This window comes from Thermosynechococcus sp. HN-54 (genome assembly GCF_023650955.1).
Taxonomy (GTDB): domain Bacteria; phylum Cyanobacteriota; class Cyanobacteriia; order Thermosynechococcales; family Thermosynechococcaceae; genus Thermosynechococcus.
The window spans coordinates 1,514,817-1,528,302 of sequence record NZ_CP098039.1 but is presented as its reverse complement, the minus strand read 5'-3'; the positions used below and the strand labels follow the sequence as shown (position 1 = coordinate 1,528,302).

Sequence of the window (13,486 nt, the reverse complement as noted above, 5' to 3'; positions counted from 1 at the left end):
GCTCGTCATCTGGGCTGTCAGTTCTGTAATAGCGATGTAAAAGAATTGATTTCTCATAATCTGACTAATGTGCTCTTGGTGGTTAGACATCTAGCGTCTTGAACCAGCCGCTAGGTGATTTCGCGTCAGGAAACGCCGTTTTTGTAGCACGGAGTCTAGAAAGAATCCCTTCAGATCACTGGATAATGAGGGAGGGAATAGGTCAAGCATCTGTTTGACAATCCGCGGCAGCGCCAATACTTCACCGCACTCTTGGACATTATTTTCTAAAATATCAATGCCGTAGAGTGATGAGACAGCCAGCACGGCATAGCGCTCATATTCAAGCTGAACTTTCGCATAACGGGCTTCGACCACCCGCAGTTTGCGTGCAAGGATTTCAACTAAGAAATTCCCCGTGCCGCAGGCGGGTTCCAAGAAGCGGGAGTCAATGCGTTCAGTTTCTAGCTTGACTAAATCTAGCATGGCTCCCACGATGTGCTGCGGGGTCACGACTTCACCGTGGTCTTGAACGCGGCGTTTGGATTTGACAGTTTTTTCCACTGGGACTTGTTTGGCAAGGGCTAAATTAAAGGACTTCCTGCTGTTGATTATTTGGACACAGCCGCTGTCAGTACTTCGTAGCCGTCAGCTGTGACGAGGACATCGTCTTCAATGCGCACACCAATGCCGCGCCAGCGATCGCCAATCTCAGGTTGACCCTCGGCAGGAGTTGCCTCGGGATGAATATAGATTCCTGGCTCCACTGTCAGTACTTGACCCGGTTGCAGGGTGACCCATGTTTCCTTGTTGTGCTTGTAGAGACCGACATCATGGACATCGAGACCTAGCCAGTGACCGGTGCCATGCATAAAGAAGGTGCGATATTTCTGGGTATTGTTGTCTTTGCCTTCGTTGATGAGATCGTCAATCGCTCCCCGCAGCAGGCCAAGGTCAACTAGGCCCTCAACGATTATCCGTACCGCTGCATCGTGGATTTGGTTGTAGGTATTCCCCGGTTGCACCTGCTCAATGGCCGCTTTTTGGGCAGCTAGAACAATTTCATAGATCGCCTTTTGTTCTCCTGTGAACTGGCCACTGACGGGGAAAGTGCGGGTAATATCGGCGTTGTAATAACGATAGGCACAGCCAGCATCAATCAGGAGCAAGTCACCCGCCACCATTTGCCGTTGGTTTGCTGTGTAATGAAGGACACAGGCATTTGGTCCTGAAGCGACAATGGAAGGGTAGGCAGGACCATCTGCACCCTGCTGGCGAAACACATGCTCTATCTCGGCTTGAATCTCATATTCCCAGCGCCCAGGGGCAGCAATTTCCCGCGCCCGCTGATGGGCTTCAACAGTGATGGCGATCGCCTGCCGCATCAACTCTAGTTCTGCTGCTGATTTAATTTGCCGCATCGGTGCCAAAAGAATGCTTGGATCAGCGATCGCCCGCGGTCCGGTTCCCCGCTTTGGCAAGGTTGCTAAAAGCCGTTGGTAATGTTTAACAATCAGCTGATTAAAGTGCTCGTTGTGGCCAAAGTGGTAGTACAGGGGGTCTCCCGTTTCCAAATAACGAGGCAGGTGCTGCTCTAGCTCCCCAATGGGATATACAACATCGGCACCCAACTCTTCTTTGGCGGCTTCCACCCCAAGGCGTGTCCCTGTCCAGATTTCTTGGCTGAGATCTTTGGGCTGGACAAAAAGCACATACCGATGTTCACTGTGGTTCGGTGCAAAAACGGCAACTGCCTCGGGTTCGTTAAAGCCTGTGAGATAGTAAAAGTTACTCTCTTGGCGAAAGTTATAGTCCACGTCATTGTGCATGACCGCACGCGGGGCACTACAGAACACAGCGACACCGCTGCCTAACTTCTCTAAAAATTGCTGCCGCCGCCGCTGATACTCTGCCTTCATCATGCCTTCAAAAAAGGGTGAGGACGCCACACATGACGACCCTTTGAGAATTGATTTGGTGGGGGCGGAGGGACTTGAACCCTCACGACTTGTTTAAGGTCAGCGGATTTTCATCCTCCTGTCGCTTTCGCGACCACCCTTAGGTGTTGAGGATTGGACTCTCCCTTTACCCGCGTAGAAGATCTACGGTAGGGTAGCTCCCGTCGAGTCTCTGCACCTTCCGTTTCTAGTTTGGGGTTGAGAAACGGCTTGGCTCAGGATTGCCATATTTGTCTTGCGACAAACGTAGGTTTCCCTGAATTTGAGAGCGTTCACTTAATAGATTTCTCTACTAAGGCTCAATTGCTTAAGTCCGCAGCGTCTACCATTCCGCCACGCCCCCTTAAGTATCGCTACTATACCACCTTGGCTTTGGGGGATGCAATTCCTACTGGCGTTGGTAATAAGCCCGCAAACCCTCAAGCAGTCGCTGATTTTCACTGTCGCGGCGCACGGCCACTCGGAAGTAAGAAGCGCCCAATTCGGGAAAGCTGCAACAATCACGAATCAAAACGCGATGCTGCTGGAGAAGGTAGGTTTGCAGGGGCAAAATGGAGTCGGTTGCTTTGACGAGTAGAAAGTTTGCCTTGCTCTCGGTCACCACCTTCAGTTCGGGGACAGTATTTAAGGCCTCCGCAAAGACATGACGGGCTGGTGGTAACCATGCCCACGTCTGTTCCTGAAAGGGGCGATCGCCCAAAGCCGTCACCCCTGCAATGATCGCCAAGCGATTCACACTCCAAGGATCCCGCCACGATCGCCAACGTTGCCAACGTTCTGGAGAGGACACGCCATACCCAAGACGCAGACCCGCTAAACTATAGAACTTCGTCAGCGATCGCAGGATGATTAAATTGGGGTACTCAGGCACAGCCGCTATGAGAGACTCGCTCGCCGCCGGCGGCAAAAAGTCCATAAAGGCTTCATCCACGACCACTAAGGCACCCGTCTCTAGCAAGGGCTGAAGCTGATGCCGGGACCAGAGATGTCCGCTGGGGTTATGGGGACTGTTAATGAGGATGGCATCCTTAGGTGTTAGGGAGGGCGCGATCGCCCCAAAGCCGCTTTGCACCTGTGCTAGGGGAATGGGCACAATCGGACGGGCAAAAGCCGCCAGTGCCCGCCGGTAGTCGGCAAAGGCAGGAGTAATGAGATAAATCTGCTGGCGATCGCCACACTCGCGACCTACCCAAGTCAATAACTCAGCCGCACCATTGCCCACCAAAAAATAATCCCTCGGTAGTTGATGCAGGGTGGCAAGGACATCCACCAAGGGACGGCAATTGGGATCAGGATAGTCACGAATCGTGGGCAGCGCAGCCTGAAGAGCGGCTATCACTGAGTCAGGAGGCCCCCAAGGATTGAGGCTGGCAGAGAAATCCAAGATCTCATGGGGAGCACAGCCAGCGATCGCTGCCGCCCAAACTAAATTGCCACCATGGCGAGGAGGCATTCAGCCTATTTTTTCTTGCCCTTGGCCGCCGCTTCAGGCGCCGTAGGTGGAGCCACTTTTTCTTTAAAGAGCTTGCCCGCTGAAAATGCCGGCACTGTGGTCGCGGGAATTTGCATTTTTTCCTTGGTTTTCGGGTTGCGTCCTTCACGGGCTTTGCGCTCCCGCGGTTCAAAGGCACCAAAGCCCACCAGTGTCACTTTTTCGCCCTTGGCCACGGCCTCCATGATTTCCTCAACGGTGGCCGAAATAATGGCCTCGACTTGCTTTTTGGTGACGTTGTTGGTGCTATGGGCACGACTAAACACAGCATCCACGAGTTCAGCTTTATTCATGGGGATAACTCCACAGAAACATTAAAGGTTGTTAGTTGAGTAACAAATGGGTGAAAGGCACGAAACCCTTGCCTCTGCTTGCTTTCAAGCCTCATTCTAGAATAGCCAGCCCCCAACTGGAACCCTGAAACCTTTAAGATATGTGGTTTTCAGGCACTTTTATCCATTAGAAATCCCTCAAACCCTTGATTCATCAGCTTTTTAGCCTATCTATCCTCTTTGCAGGGATGGTTTGGGGCAGTGACAGTTGTTAGAAAAATTAACAAATTGCAGCGTCCCAAGGCCTGAATATCGCCTCAGAGAACAAAAAAGCCCCATGGATGAGACGATGGGGCATTCACAAATTTAATGAATTTAATGCTTCGATTCAGATGATTTGATCACAGCGTATTGGCAATGATCCATCCCCTAGGCATCATCCAAGGCGGCGATACCAGGAAGTTCTTTGCCTTCGAGGAGTTCAAGGCTCGCTCCCCCACCAGTGGAGATGTGGCTCATGCGATCGGCAACGCCCACTTTTTCCACAGCAGCCACGGAATCGCCACCGCCAATAATTGTGGAAACCCCCTCACTGGTCAGATCAGCTAAACAGCGAGCGATCGCCTCCGTGCCTTTGGCAAATTGATCAAACTCAAACACCCCCATTGGGCCATTCCAGATCACTGTTTTGCAATCTTTGAGAGCCTCTTGGAAAAGCTGGACAGAAGCAGGACCAATATCTAGCCCCATCCAGCCGTCGGGAATAGCGTCGATACTCACGACTTGGCTATTGGCATCGGCAGCAAAGTTATCGGCTACCACCACATCTGTCGGCAGGAGTAACTCCACGCCTTTTTCTTGGGCTTTGGCTTCAAGGTGTTTGGCTAGCTCTAGCTTGTCTTCTTCTACGAGGGATTTGCCCACGTTGAGACCTCGTGCTTTATAGAAGGTGAAGATCATGCCACCGCCAATCAGCAATTTATCCACTTTTTCTAAAAGGGCTTCAATCACGCCAATCTTAGAGGAGACTTTAGACCCCCCCACAATGGCGGCTAGGGGACGGCGGGGATGTTCGATGGCATTTTGGAGATATTCCAATTCTTTCTCAATTAAAAAACCAGCAACGCAGGGACTGAGGTATTGCGTCACCCCCGCAGTGGAGGCGTGAGCGCGGTGCGCCGTGCCAAAGGCATCGTTGACATAGACTTCTGCACAGGCGGCCAGCTGCTTGGCAAATTCAGGATCATTTTTTTCCTCGCCCGGATGGAAGCGCACATTCTCGAGAAGGCAGACATCGCCATTGGCCATTGCTTGGGTGTGGGCGACCACGGCATCACCAATGCAGTCATCCAGCTTGGCCACGGGTTTGTGGAGCAGTTCCGAGAGCCGCTGTGCCACGGGAGTCAGCCGCAGTTTATCATCCACGCCCTTGGGACGGCCAAAGTGGCTGACCAGAATGACTTTGGCACCTTTGCTGATCAGGTCTTGAATGGTGGGAAGTGCGGCGCGGATGCGGGTATCATCGGTGATGACGCCATTCTCATCAACGGGAACGTTAAAATCCACCCGTACGAGGACACGCTTTCCTTCTAAGTCGGCAGCCGATAACTGTGCTACAGATTTTTTAGACACGCTAGAGCCTCCTAAATGCGTTAAAACATGGATGATAGTACTAGGGGCATAGTAATCCCAGCCAGCGATGGAGTGACCCGTTACAGAACCCTCACCTGACCCTCATTCTACCCAAGGGCGTGCCCTTCCACTTGATTCCAATGAGGTGAAACCGATGTTCAAAACCATTCTTTTTCCCATTGATCGTAGCCGTGATGCCCAAGAAGCCATGCCCACTGTGGTGGAGATGGTGAAGTTGTTTCAGAGTCGGTTGTTTTTGCTATCAGTGGAGGAAAGCCCTGAGCCAGATGCAGAATTAGAAGCCGCCATTACAGAATTTTTGAATCGTGCTAAGGAGGCCTTTGCCCAACAGTCCATTGTGGCGGAAACCCTACTGCGTCGGGGCAAGCCGGCCTTTGTCATCTGTGATGTGGCCGATGAAATCAATGCCAATTTAATTATTATGGGCTGCCGCGGCACGGGGCTAACCCCTGAGGGATTTCAGGAAAGTGTCAGCAACCGCGTGATTAATTTGGCGCCCTGTCCGGTGTTGGTGGTGCCCTAGGCGCTGCGTAACTGAATCTTGCGGAGCTTAAAGTTTCCTCACGGGCGGCCTAGCCGTTGGGGCGATCGCCGATGATCAAAGAAAGTTAACGTGTTGTCTTGTGGTTGATCTGCATGCTGAATTCAACAGATGTGACGCCTACTGCTTCTGCCCCTGCCGCCGATCAACTGCAAGCCTTAGGGGTGTACATCACCATCCATGGCCATTTCTATCAGCCCCCCCGCGAAAATCCCTATCTCAACGCCATTGAACACCAACCCAGTGCCCAGCCGTTCCATGATTGGAATGAGCGCATTTACTACGAGTGCTATCGCCCCAATGCCTTTGCCCGGATTTTGAATGATCGCGGTGAGGTCATTGATATTGTCAACAACTTTGAATACCTGAGCTTCAATATTGGCCCGACGCTCTTTAGTTGGCTTGAGCGCTACGATTTGGAGGTCTATCAGCGGATTATTGAGGCCGATCGCCACAGTTGTCAGCGCTTCAATGGCCACGGCAACGCCATCGCCCAAGTGTATAACCACATGATTTTGCCTTTGGCCAACTATCGCGATAAACTCACGCAAATTCGCTGGGGCAAGGCGGACTTTCGGCGGCGGTTTGGTCGCGAACCGGAGGGGATGTGGCTCGCGGAAACGGCCATTGACTATGAAACGGTGGCGGCACTGATTCAGGAGGGGATTCGCTTCACGATCTTGGCACCCTCCCAAGCCCAACGCTGTCGTCCCATTCTTGCGGAGGGAGAAGCCGAGTGGATCGAAGTCAGTGGTAGCCAAATTGATCCCACCCGTCCCTATCGCTGCTATTTACCGGGGGGCGATCGCCAGCGAGATTACCTCGACATTTTCTTTTATGATGGCCCAATTTCGCGGGACATGGGCTTTAGTGACCTGCTCACTAGCTCGCAATTTCTAGCGGGACGCTTGGGACAGGCCGTGCGCGGCGATCATCGCCCCAGTCAGATCATTGCTGTGGCCACCGATGGCGAGACCTTTGGCCATCACAAGTATGGGGGTGAAAAAGCCCTTGCCTATGCCTTCAAGGTGGAAATTCCCCAGCGGGGCTGGCAGATCACTAACTTTGCCTATTACCTCAGCCTGTTTCCCCCGACATGGGAGGTGGAACTCAAACCCGTCACGGCGTGGAGTTGTGCCCATGGGGTGGATCGCTGGCAGGACAATTGTGGCTGTGGGGGTGGGGGTGCGTGGCATCAACTGTGGCGACGCCCCCTGCGGGAGGCGCTGAACTGGTTGCGGGATGAGCTAATTGACATCTACGAAACCCTTGGCAGTGAGCTATTTCAGGATGTTTGGGCAGCCCGCGATGCCTATATTGAGGTGATTAGCGATCGCTCGCCGGAGACTCTGCATCGTTTTTTGGCGAAACACCAACGCCGCCCTCTGAGTCAAAGTGAGCAAATTGATGCCCTGCGCCTGCTGGAGATGCAGCACCATGCCCTGCTCATGTTTACCAGTTGTGGCTGGTTCTTTGATGAACTCTCGCGGCCAGAGGGGGTGCAAATTCTCCGCTATGCGGCACGGGCGATCGAACTTGCGGGAGATGTGGCAGGGGTGCAGTTGGAACCTGAGTTTGTTGAGCGTCTGGCAGCTGCTCCCAGCAATGTCCCCCAGTTTGGCAATGGGGCAGCAGTCTATCACCAATTGGTGAAAACGGCTCAAATTAGCTTGCAGCAGGTGGCCGCCCACTATGCCATGAGTTCCCTCTTTAACAGCTATCCTCGCCAACACCAGCTCTACTGCTATGAGATCGAGCAGGGGGATTACCATCTCCAACGCATGGGAAGCCTAACGCTGGCGATCGGCCAGATTCAACTCACCTCGACGATTACCACCGAGTCACAACTGCTGATTTTTGCTGTCTTGCACTTGGGGGGCTGGGACTTCCACTGTGCCATTCAACCCTTCCAAGGGCGACGGGAATATAGCCAGATCAAGACCCATCTGCTGCAAGCCTTCCAACAGGGCAGTGCGGCGCGGGTGGTGATGGCGATTACGGAACGCTTTGGGGGGGTGGCCTACAGCTTGGACGATCTCTTTGCTGAGGAACGCCACCGCCTCATGGGAGTGCTGGCACGGGAAACCCTGACCCGCTTGGATCAGCTTTATACCCAAGTCTATCGAGATAACTATGGCATCCTCATGGGCTTTCAACGGGATGGCCTCAGTGTCCCCCAGGAGTTGCAAGTGGCAGCGGCTGTCGCTCTAACCCATCGTGCGATTAGCCATCTGCGATATTTGGAGCAAGATCTCAGCGATCTCGGTGATCTACCCTTGGCGGATTTGCAAAACCATCTGGCCGAATTGGCGGCGATCGCCCGTGAGGCACGACTTTTGGGCTGTCATCTCAGCCTTCAGGAACAGCAGCGGCTCCTAGAGCAACAGGTCTGCACAGGATTGCGCTATCTAACTCACCATTTGGACAGTGATACTCTAGCGCAATTGAGTCCGCTTCTCCAAAATTTGATCACCGTAGGGGATGCCTTGGGGTTGAACCTCAATTTAGATCGGGCACAGGAGCAGCTTTATGCCCTGATAGGAGATCTCCGCCAGAATGGAGAGCGGCTCACGGAGGGCGATCGGCGGCACCTGCAAGCCTTAGCCACCCGCCTTAAGGTTGATCCCCACCTGCTGGTTGCCCTCTCTTCCTAGGCAAGACTGTCGGATAAATCCAGCACGAATCCGGGAAGGAGATCTTCCCCAGAGAGGTGCCGCGGGGCGATCGCGACTTCAGGGGGTGCTTCAGAACGGTAAATTTTCACCCGTTGATGTTGGGGGTCAATCAGCCACCCCAGTTGCAGACCATTCTCCTGATATTCACGCATTTGTGCCTTGAGTGGCCGCAGATCAGCACTGGGAGAGCGCAGTTCAATCACAAAATCGGGACAGAGGGGGACAAATCCCTCTTAGCATGGCTGAGCAGCATCTCATCGTGTTTCCACTATCCCCGTTCTAACAGATTAGGAAAGTTGCCGCTGGTAAGACCAAACCAAACCAACATCCAGTTTCGTTAAAATCAGCGAACTAGCCCCATAGGCTGGCCTAGGTATCCTAGGAGGAGTGGATCCAAAAAGTGTGTGAGGAGTACGTATGTCGTTAACGTCGCCCGAAATGGCTGAGGCGTTCGGTGCCGCTTCTGAACGCGGACTCATTCCACGGGTCTTGCAACCGGCGTTGCACTGGTGGTTATCTTCGCAGTTGGAGCAGGCAACTGGCTTGGAAATTGAAATTCAAGGGGGCGATCGCCAGATTTTGCGGGGGTACTTGCCCCACGTGCGCGTTGCCGCAACGCTGGCTAATTATCGGGGGATTCAAGTGCGCCATGCGGCAGTCCAGGCAGAACAGATTCAGATTAATTTGGGGCAAGTTTTGCGGGGCAAACCCCTGAAACTGTTGGCACCGGTGCCGGTGCGGGGGGAGCTGGTTCTCAGCCAAGCGGATTTAGAGGCCTCCTTAGCAGCGCCACTGCTGCAATCGGGATTACGGGAACTCCTGAAACTGCTCGATCACCAAGGCCTCGGAAAACCGCGGGTCAATCTTCAGGAGTGGCAGTTGGTACGTACACAGGGAAAATTGGCTTCAGGCTGCCTCAACCTGATATTCACGATGCTGAATGCCCAAGGGGAGCAAGCCGATTGGCATCTCACGACCCATGTGCGCTTGCAGGATGAACGGACGCTCTGTTTAGAACAGGTGCACTGGCAGGGCGAAAATCACATTCACCCCGGTATCACCATTGACTTAGGCGAAGGGGTCGCTCTTCAAGAGTTGCACCTAGAACCGTCTGCCCTCAGGGTGCGAGGGATGCTCTGCATTTATCCCTAAGTTGCGGAGCAAGGTGGCCACACGCCCTAGATCCTTGACCCCCGGCTGAATTTCCACACCACTGGCGAGATCAATGCCTTGGGGTTGGGTTTGGGCGATCGCTTGGCGGCAATTTTCTGGCGTAATCCCCCCCGCCAGCCACCAAGGGCAAGACACTTGTAACTCTTTCAGCAATGTCCAGTCAAAGGGCTGGCCTGTACCCCCCAACTGCTGCGGGTGGTAGGCGTCTAGGAGAATGCGATCCACAGTTGGGGCATAGGCGGGAATCTCTGCGAGGGTGGCTGCCGATCGCACCCGCAGGGCTTTGATGAGTACCCTATCGGGCAGGGCATGGCGCACCTGTTGACAAAATGCAGCAGACTCGTTGCCATGCAGCTGTACCGCTTGCACTCCCGTGGTTGTGACTAAATTAACTAAGGCGTCTAAATTAAGATTGGCTACTACAGCGACGGTGAGCACTGAACTGGGCAACTGGCGACAGATCTCGGCAATGGTTGCGGCGGGGACGTAGCGCGGCGAATGGGGAACGCTAATAAAGCCAAGGGCGCTGACGCCCATTTGGGCGATCGCAATTGCTTGCTCTGGGAGGGTCAAGCCACAAATTTTGACGGCAATTTTTGTAGGAATGGTTGAGTTAAGCATTTGTAACGAGATGCACCATTTTGTAAAGAACTGGCGGTGGGCGATCAAGCCGTTCCGTATAATTCATGGGCAATTGTACCCATTTAGGAGGAACCATGGTGTTAGCCACACTCCCCGATACCACTTGGACGCCGTCTGTGGGGTTGGTGGTGATCCTCTGCAACCTGTTTGCGATCGCCATTGGCCGTTATGCCATTCAATCGCGGGGAAAAGGTCCCGCTTTACCCATTTCCTTGCCCGCCCTCTTTGAGGGCTTTGGCCTGCCGGAATTGCTAGCCACTACTAGCTTTGGTCACCTTTTGGCGGCGGGTGTCGTCAGTGGCCTACAGTACTCCGGCGCCCTCTAGGGTGGGAATGCCACTGGCAATCTGACGGGAAATGAAGGGCAGTACCTCTGTATTTGTACTGGCGGTGCGATTCTCCATAAAGACCACCAAGGTATAAGGGCAATGATTGGGTAGTTCAATATAGGCCGCATCATGGCGCACCCAACTGGTGAGTCCCGCCTTTGACCACAGCTTTGCCCCCTGAGGTAGCCCTTCCCCCAAAAAACCCTGCACTTGGTTTTCCGGATCTTCAGCTAAAAGTTCTGGATCCAGCGATCGCTCCATCAGTTCCATCATCGCTTGACTGGCGCTGGCAGAGACGGCAACACCGCCGACAATACTATGGATTAACTTGGCAGTGGCATTGGTTGTGAGACGATTGGCATTCTGGCGATCGCGCCCCACGAATTCCTGCTCGCGCCCATAGGGGCCGTCGCACCACGTTTTTTGATTCACGTTGATATTCGCTAGCTCTGGCCACCCTAAGGATTGAAAATAGCGATTGACGATATTGCGCTGATATTGCCATGTGCGAAAAGGTTCCGGCGGTAGCACCGGCCCACTGGTGGTTCCCGTGAGCATATCTACAACAAGACTCGTGGCATCGTTGCTAGAGTCCACAATCATATCCCGCATGGCGCGTTCCAATTCCACATCGGGCTGAAGCATGCCACTGTGGAGCCATTCATGACAGGCAACCAGGTAAAACAACTTCACCACACTGGCTGGGTACATCAGCACATCACCGCGATAATGGGCGCCGGGAATCTGATACTGCCAAAATTCCGCAGCGGTGAGGGCACCCCCCGTATTCACCGGAACCGGCGGTGGATACACCAGTAAAGTGAGGGCAATATCCTCTTGTCCCAGCCAAGGAAACTGTTGCCATGTGGCTTGGAGGGTACGGGTCAGCAAATCCGTGAGATAGGGATTGACTTGAAAAAAAAGCATCTACCCCTCCTACTCGGGCGATCGCTCGATGCCATTGCGGGCACCGGAATACACCAAGCCGCGTTCCACATCCATCGTCAGAATCGTGCCCTCACGAATCAGTCGGGTGGCATTTTTGACGCCCACAATGACAGGAATGCCCAACCGCAATCCCAAGACCGCCGCATGGCTCGTCAGGCTGTCCTCTTCGGTAATGATCCCTGCTGCTTTGCGAATGGCTTCCACCAGCTCAGCACTCGTGCGCTCTGCCACCAAAATTTCCCCACTATTAAACGTGCGCACCGGCATCCCTTCGCGCACCACCCGTGCGGGGCCACTCACCGACCCATGGCCAATGCCACAGCCGCGCCCCATTACCGATGTCACCAGTTCCACCTTGATCATGTCCGTGGAGCCAGAAACCCCTTGGAGGGTACCAGCCGTCATCACCACCAAATCGCCCTCCTCAAGGAAGCCCCGCTCCTGCGCCGCATTAATGGCTGCCTGAAACGATTGCCGCATCGAGGGATGATCCAATGTCAGCAGCGGTTCTACACCCCACACCAACTGCAACCGCCGTGCCACTTCAATGTGGGGGGTTGCCGCCAAAATCGGAATTTGGGGACGAAACTTGGAAACATTGCGGGCAGTGGCACCGCTCTTGGTTTGGGTAATGATGGCCTTGGCATTGAGTTGTGCGGCCACCTGTCCCACCGCTTGGCTAATGGCATTGGGAATTGAACGCACCGTCATCGGGTCAGCAAGGGGGGGTTGACGCAGTTGGGGTTGGTTGTCAATGCGCGCCGCAATCGTGGCCATCATCTTCACTGCTTCGACGGGATAGTCACCCATCGCCGTTTCATTGGAGAGCATCACCGCATCGGTACCATCGAGGATGGCATTGGCGACATCGGAAATTTCAGCGCGGGTAGGGCGGGGGCTTTTTACCATGCTGTCCAGCATTTGGGTAGCGGTAATCACAGGAATCCCCAAGCGGTTTGCCGCTGCAATCAGCCGTTTTTGCAGAATGGGTACTTCTTCAGCGGGCAATTCCACCCCCAAATCGCCGCGTGCCACCATCACCCCATCACAAAGGGAGAGAATGGCATCCATCTGCTCGATCGCCTCGTGCTTTTCGATTTTGGCAATGACCGGCACCTGCTTCCCCGCCTTGGCAATCAGTTCTTTAATTTCCAGCACATCTTGGGGATTGCGGACAAAGCTGAGGGCGACCCAGTCCACCCCTTGATTGAGGCCAAACATCAGATCCTCCCGATCTTTTTCGGTGAGGGCTTTGATCGAGAGGTAAACCCCCGGAAAGTTCACTCCCTTGGCATTGGAGAGCGTGCCCCCGACAACAACCCGACAGTGGAGTTCACCCGCCTCCTTATCTACCTCTTCAACAACCATTTCAACGCGGCCATCATCCAGCAAAATTGTGGCGCCGGCGGGAACCTCTTGAGCCAAGGGGGGATAGGTAATTGAGCTAATGTGCTGGTTGCCCATGACGGGGCGACTCGTAAGGGTAAAGCGATCGCCCCGCTTGAGGGAAATGGAGCCATGTTCAAACCGCCCAAGGCGGATCTTGGGGCCTTGCAAGTCCTGCAAAATGCCCACAGGTTGCCCCAATTCATAGGAAATTTGGCGAATCAGGCGGATGCTGCGCTGGTGATCCTCGTGGGTGCCATGGGAAAAGTTCAGGCGCAGAGTGGTCGCTCCTGCTTGGATAATGGCGCGCAGTTTGTCGGGGTGGCTGACGGCTGGACCAATGGTGGCGACAATTTTAGTGCGTCGTTGCAACGGCTGGTTGGACATATTCAATTTAATCGTTAAGCTCCAACAGGTTACCGTATTTTGTCGAACCCT

11 protein-coding genes and 2 pseudogenes are annotated in these 13,486 nt (G+C 53.9%); 4 read left to right on the top strand and 9 right to left on the bottom strand.

Annotated features, from left to right (window positions below):
* Positions 1-234: 234 nt before the first annotated feature.
* The 5 genes and pseudogenes from NBE99_RS07410 to NBE99_RS07390 all read right to left on the bottom strand — a co-directional run.
* Positions 235-543, bottom strand: a pseudogene (locus tag NBE99_RS07410) (DNA methyltransferase); the annotation flags it as partial.
* Between the two features lie 47 nt (positions 544-590).
* Positions 591-1,898 carry an aminopeptidase P N-terminal domain-containing protein gene (locus NBE99_RS07405; protein WP_250683703.1) on the bottom strand — a complete coding sequence of 436 codons (1,308 nt, stop codon included), beginning with the start codon at positions 1,896-1,898 and terminating at the stop codon, positions 591-593.
* A gap of 427 nt (positions 1,899-2,325) precedes the next feature.
* Positions 2,326-3,390 (bottom strand): histidinol-phosphate transaminase, encoded by a 1,065-nt coding sequence (locus tag NBE99_RS07400; protein WP_250681468.1) that lies wholly within the window; start codon positions 3,388-3,390, stop codon positions 2,326-2,328.
* A 5-nt stretch (positions 3,391-3,395) separates the two neighbouring features.
* On the bottom strand, positions 3,396-3,722 hold the full coding sequence (locus NBE99_RS07395) for an HU family DNA-binding protein (protein ID WP_250681467.1): 327 nt from the start codon (positions 3,720-3,722) through the stop codon (positions 3,396-3,398).
* Between the two features lie 408 nt (positions 3,723-4,130).
* Positions 4,131-5,333 (bottom strand): phosphoglycerate kinase, encoded by a 1,203-nt coding sequence (locus tag NBE99_RS07390; protein WP_250681466.1) that lies wholly within the window; start codon positions 5,331-5,333, stop codon positions 4,131-4,133.
* 154 nt (positions 5,334-5,487) lie between these two features.
* On the opposite strand from NBE99_RS07390, the gene NBE99_RS07385 reads away from it, so the two are divergent.
* Positions 5,488-5,877: a universal stress protein gene (locus NBE99_RS07385; RefSeq protein WP_250681465.1), complete on the top strand. Its 390-nt coding sequence runs from the start codon at positions 5,488-5,490 to the stop codon at positions 5,875-5,877.
* A 113-nt stretch (positions 5,878-5,990) separates the two neighbouring features.
* A complete protein-coding gene (locus NBE99_RS07380) occupies positions 5,991-8,549 on the top strand; it encodes a DUF3536 domain-containing protein (protein WP_250681464.1) in 2,559 nt (852 codons plus the stop codon).
* Here the strand turns inward: NBE99_RS07380 and NBE99_RS07375 are convergent.
* Positions 8,546-8,803, bottom strand: a pseudogene (locus tag NBE99_RS07375) (Uma2 family endonuclease); the annotation flags it as partial. The gene NBE99_RS07380 and the pseudogene NBE99_RS07375 overlap by 4 nt on opposite strands.
* A 184-nt stretch (positions 8,804-8,987) precedes the next feature.
* Here NBE99_RS07375 and NBE99_RS07370 point away from each other — a divergent pair.
* Positions 8,988-9,722: a DUF2993 domain-containing protein gene (locus NBE99_RS07370; protein ID WP_250681462.1), complete on the top strand. Its 735-nt coding sequence runs from the start codon at positions 8,988-8,990 to the stop codon at positions 9,720-9,722.
* Here NBE99_RS07370 and NBE99_RS07365 read toward each other — a convergent pair.
* Positions 9,672-10,364, bottom strand: a complete 693-nt coding sequence (locus NBE99_RS07365) for a phosphoribosylanthranilate isomerase (protein ID WP_250681461.1) — start codon at positions 10,362-10,364, stop codon at positions 9,672-9,674. The genes NBE99_RS07370 and NBE99_RS07365 overlap by 51 nt on opposite strands.
* Before the next feature lie 95 nt (positions 10,365-10,459).
* On the opposite strand from NBE99_RS07365, the gene psaK reads away from it, so the two are divergent.
* Positions 10,460-10,711 carry a photosystem I reaction center subunit PsaK gene (psaK, locus tag NBE99_RS07360; protein ID WP_181494487.1) on the top strand — a complete coding sequence of 84 codons (252 nt, stop codon included), beginning with the start codon at positions 10,460-10,462 and terminating at the stop codon, positions 10,709-10,711.
* Here the strand turns inward: psaK and NBE99_RS07355 are convergent.
* Complete coding sequence (locus tag NBE99_RS07355) at positions 10,688-11,641, bottom strand: serine hydrolase (protein ID WP_250681460.1); 954 nt, start codon at positions 11,639-11,641, stop codon at positions 10,688-10,690. The genes psaK and NBE99_RS07355 overlap by 24 nt on opposite strands.
* Before the next feature lie 9 nt (positions 11,642-11,650).
* The gene (gene pyk / locus NBE99_RS07350) at positions 11,651-13,435 is read right to left on the bottom strand and encodes a pyruvate kinase (protein WP_250681459.1); all 1,785 of its coding nucleotides are present in this window, start codon (positions 13,433-13,435) and stop codon (positions 11,651-11,653) included.
* Positions 13,436-13,486 lie beyond the last annotated feature (51 nt).

Excerpts from the sequence above, each read along its gene's own strand:
- NBE99_RS07365 (WP_250681461.1), bottom strand. The coding sequence starts at position 10,364 with ATGCTTAACTCAACCATTCCTACAAAAATTGCCGTCAAAATTTGTGGC.
- pyk (WP_250681459.1), bottom strand. The coding sequence starts at position 13,435 with ATGTCCAACCAGCCGTTGCAACGACGCACTAAAATTGTCGCCACCATT.
- NBE99_RS07405 (WP_250683703.1), bottom strand. The coding sequence starts at position 1,898 with ATGAAGGCAGAGTATCAGCGGCGGCGGCAGCAATTTTTAGAGAAGTTA.
- NBE99_RS07370 (WP_250681462.1), top strand. The coding sequence starts at position 8,988 with ATGTCGTTAACGTCGCCCGAAATGGCTGAGGCGTTCGGTGCCGCTTCT.
- psaK (WP_181494487.1), top strand. The coding sequence starts at position 10,460 with ATGGTGTTAGCCACACTCCCCGATACCACTTGGACGCCGTCTGTGGGG.
- NBE99_RS07385 (WP_250681465.1), top strand. The coding sequence starts at position 5,488 with ATGTTCAAAACCATTCTTTTTCCCATTGATCGTAGCCGTGATGCCCAA.
- NBE99_RS07355 (WP_250681460.1), bottom strand. The coding sequence starts at position 11,641 with ATGCTTTTTTTTCAAGTCAATCCCTATCTCACGGATTTGCTGACCCGT.
- NBE99_RS07380 (WP_250681464.1), top strand. The coding sequence starts at position 5,991 with ATGCTGAATTCAACAGATGTGACGCCTACTGCTTCTGCCCCTGCCGCC.
- NBE99_RS07400 (WP_250681468.1), bottom strand. The coding sequence starts at position 3,390 with ATGCCTCCTCGCCATGGTGGCAATTTAGTTTGGGCGGCAGCGATCGCT.
- NBE99_RS07395 (WP_250681467.1), bottom strand. The coding sequence starts at position 3,722 with ATGAATAAAGCTGAACTCGTGGATGCTGTGTTTAGTCGTGCCCATAGC.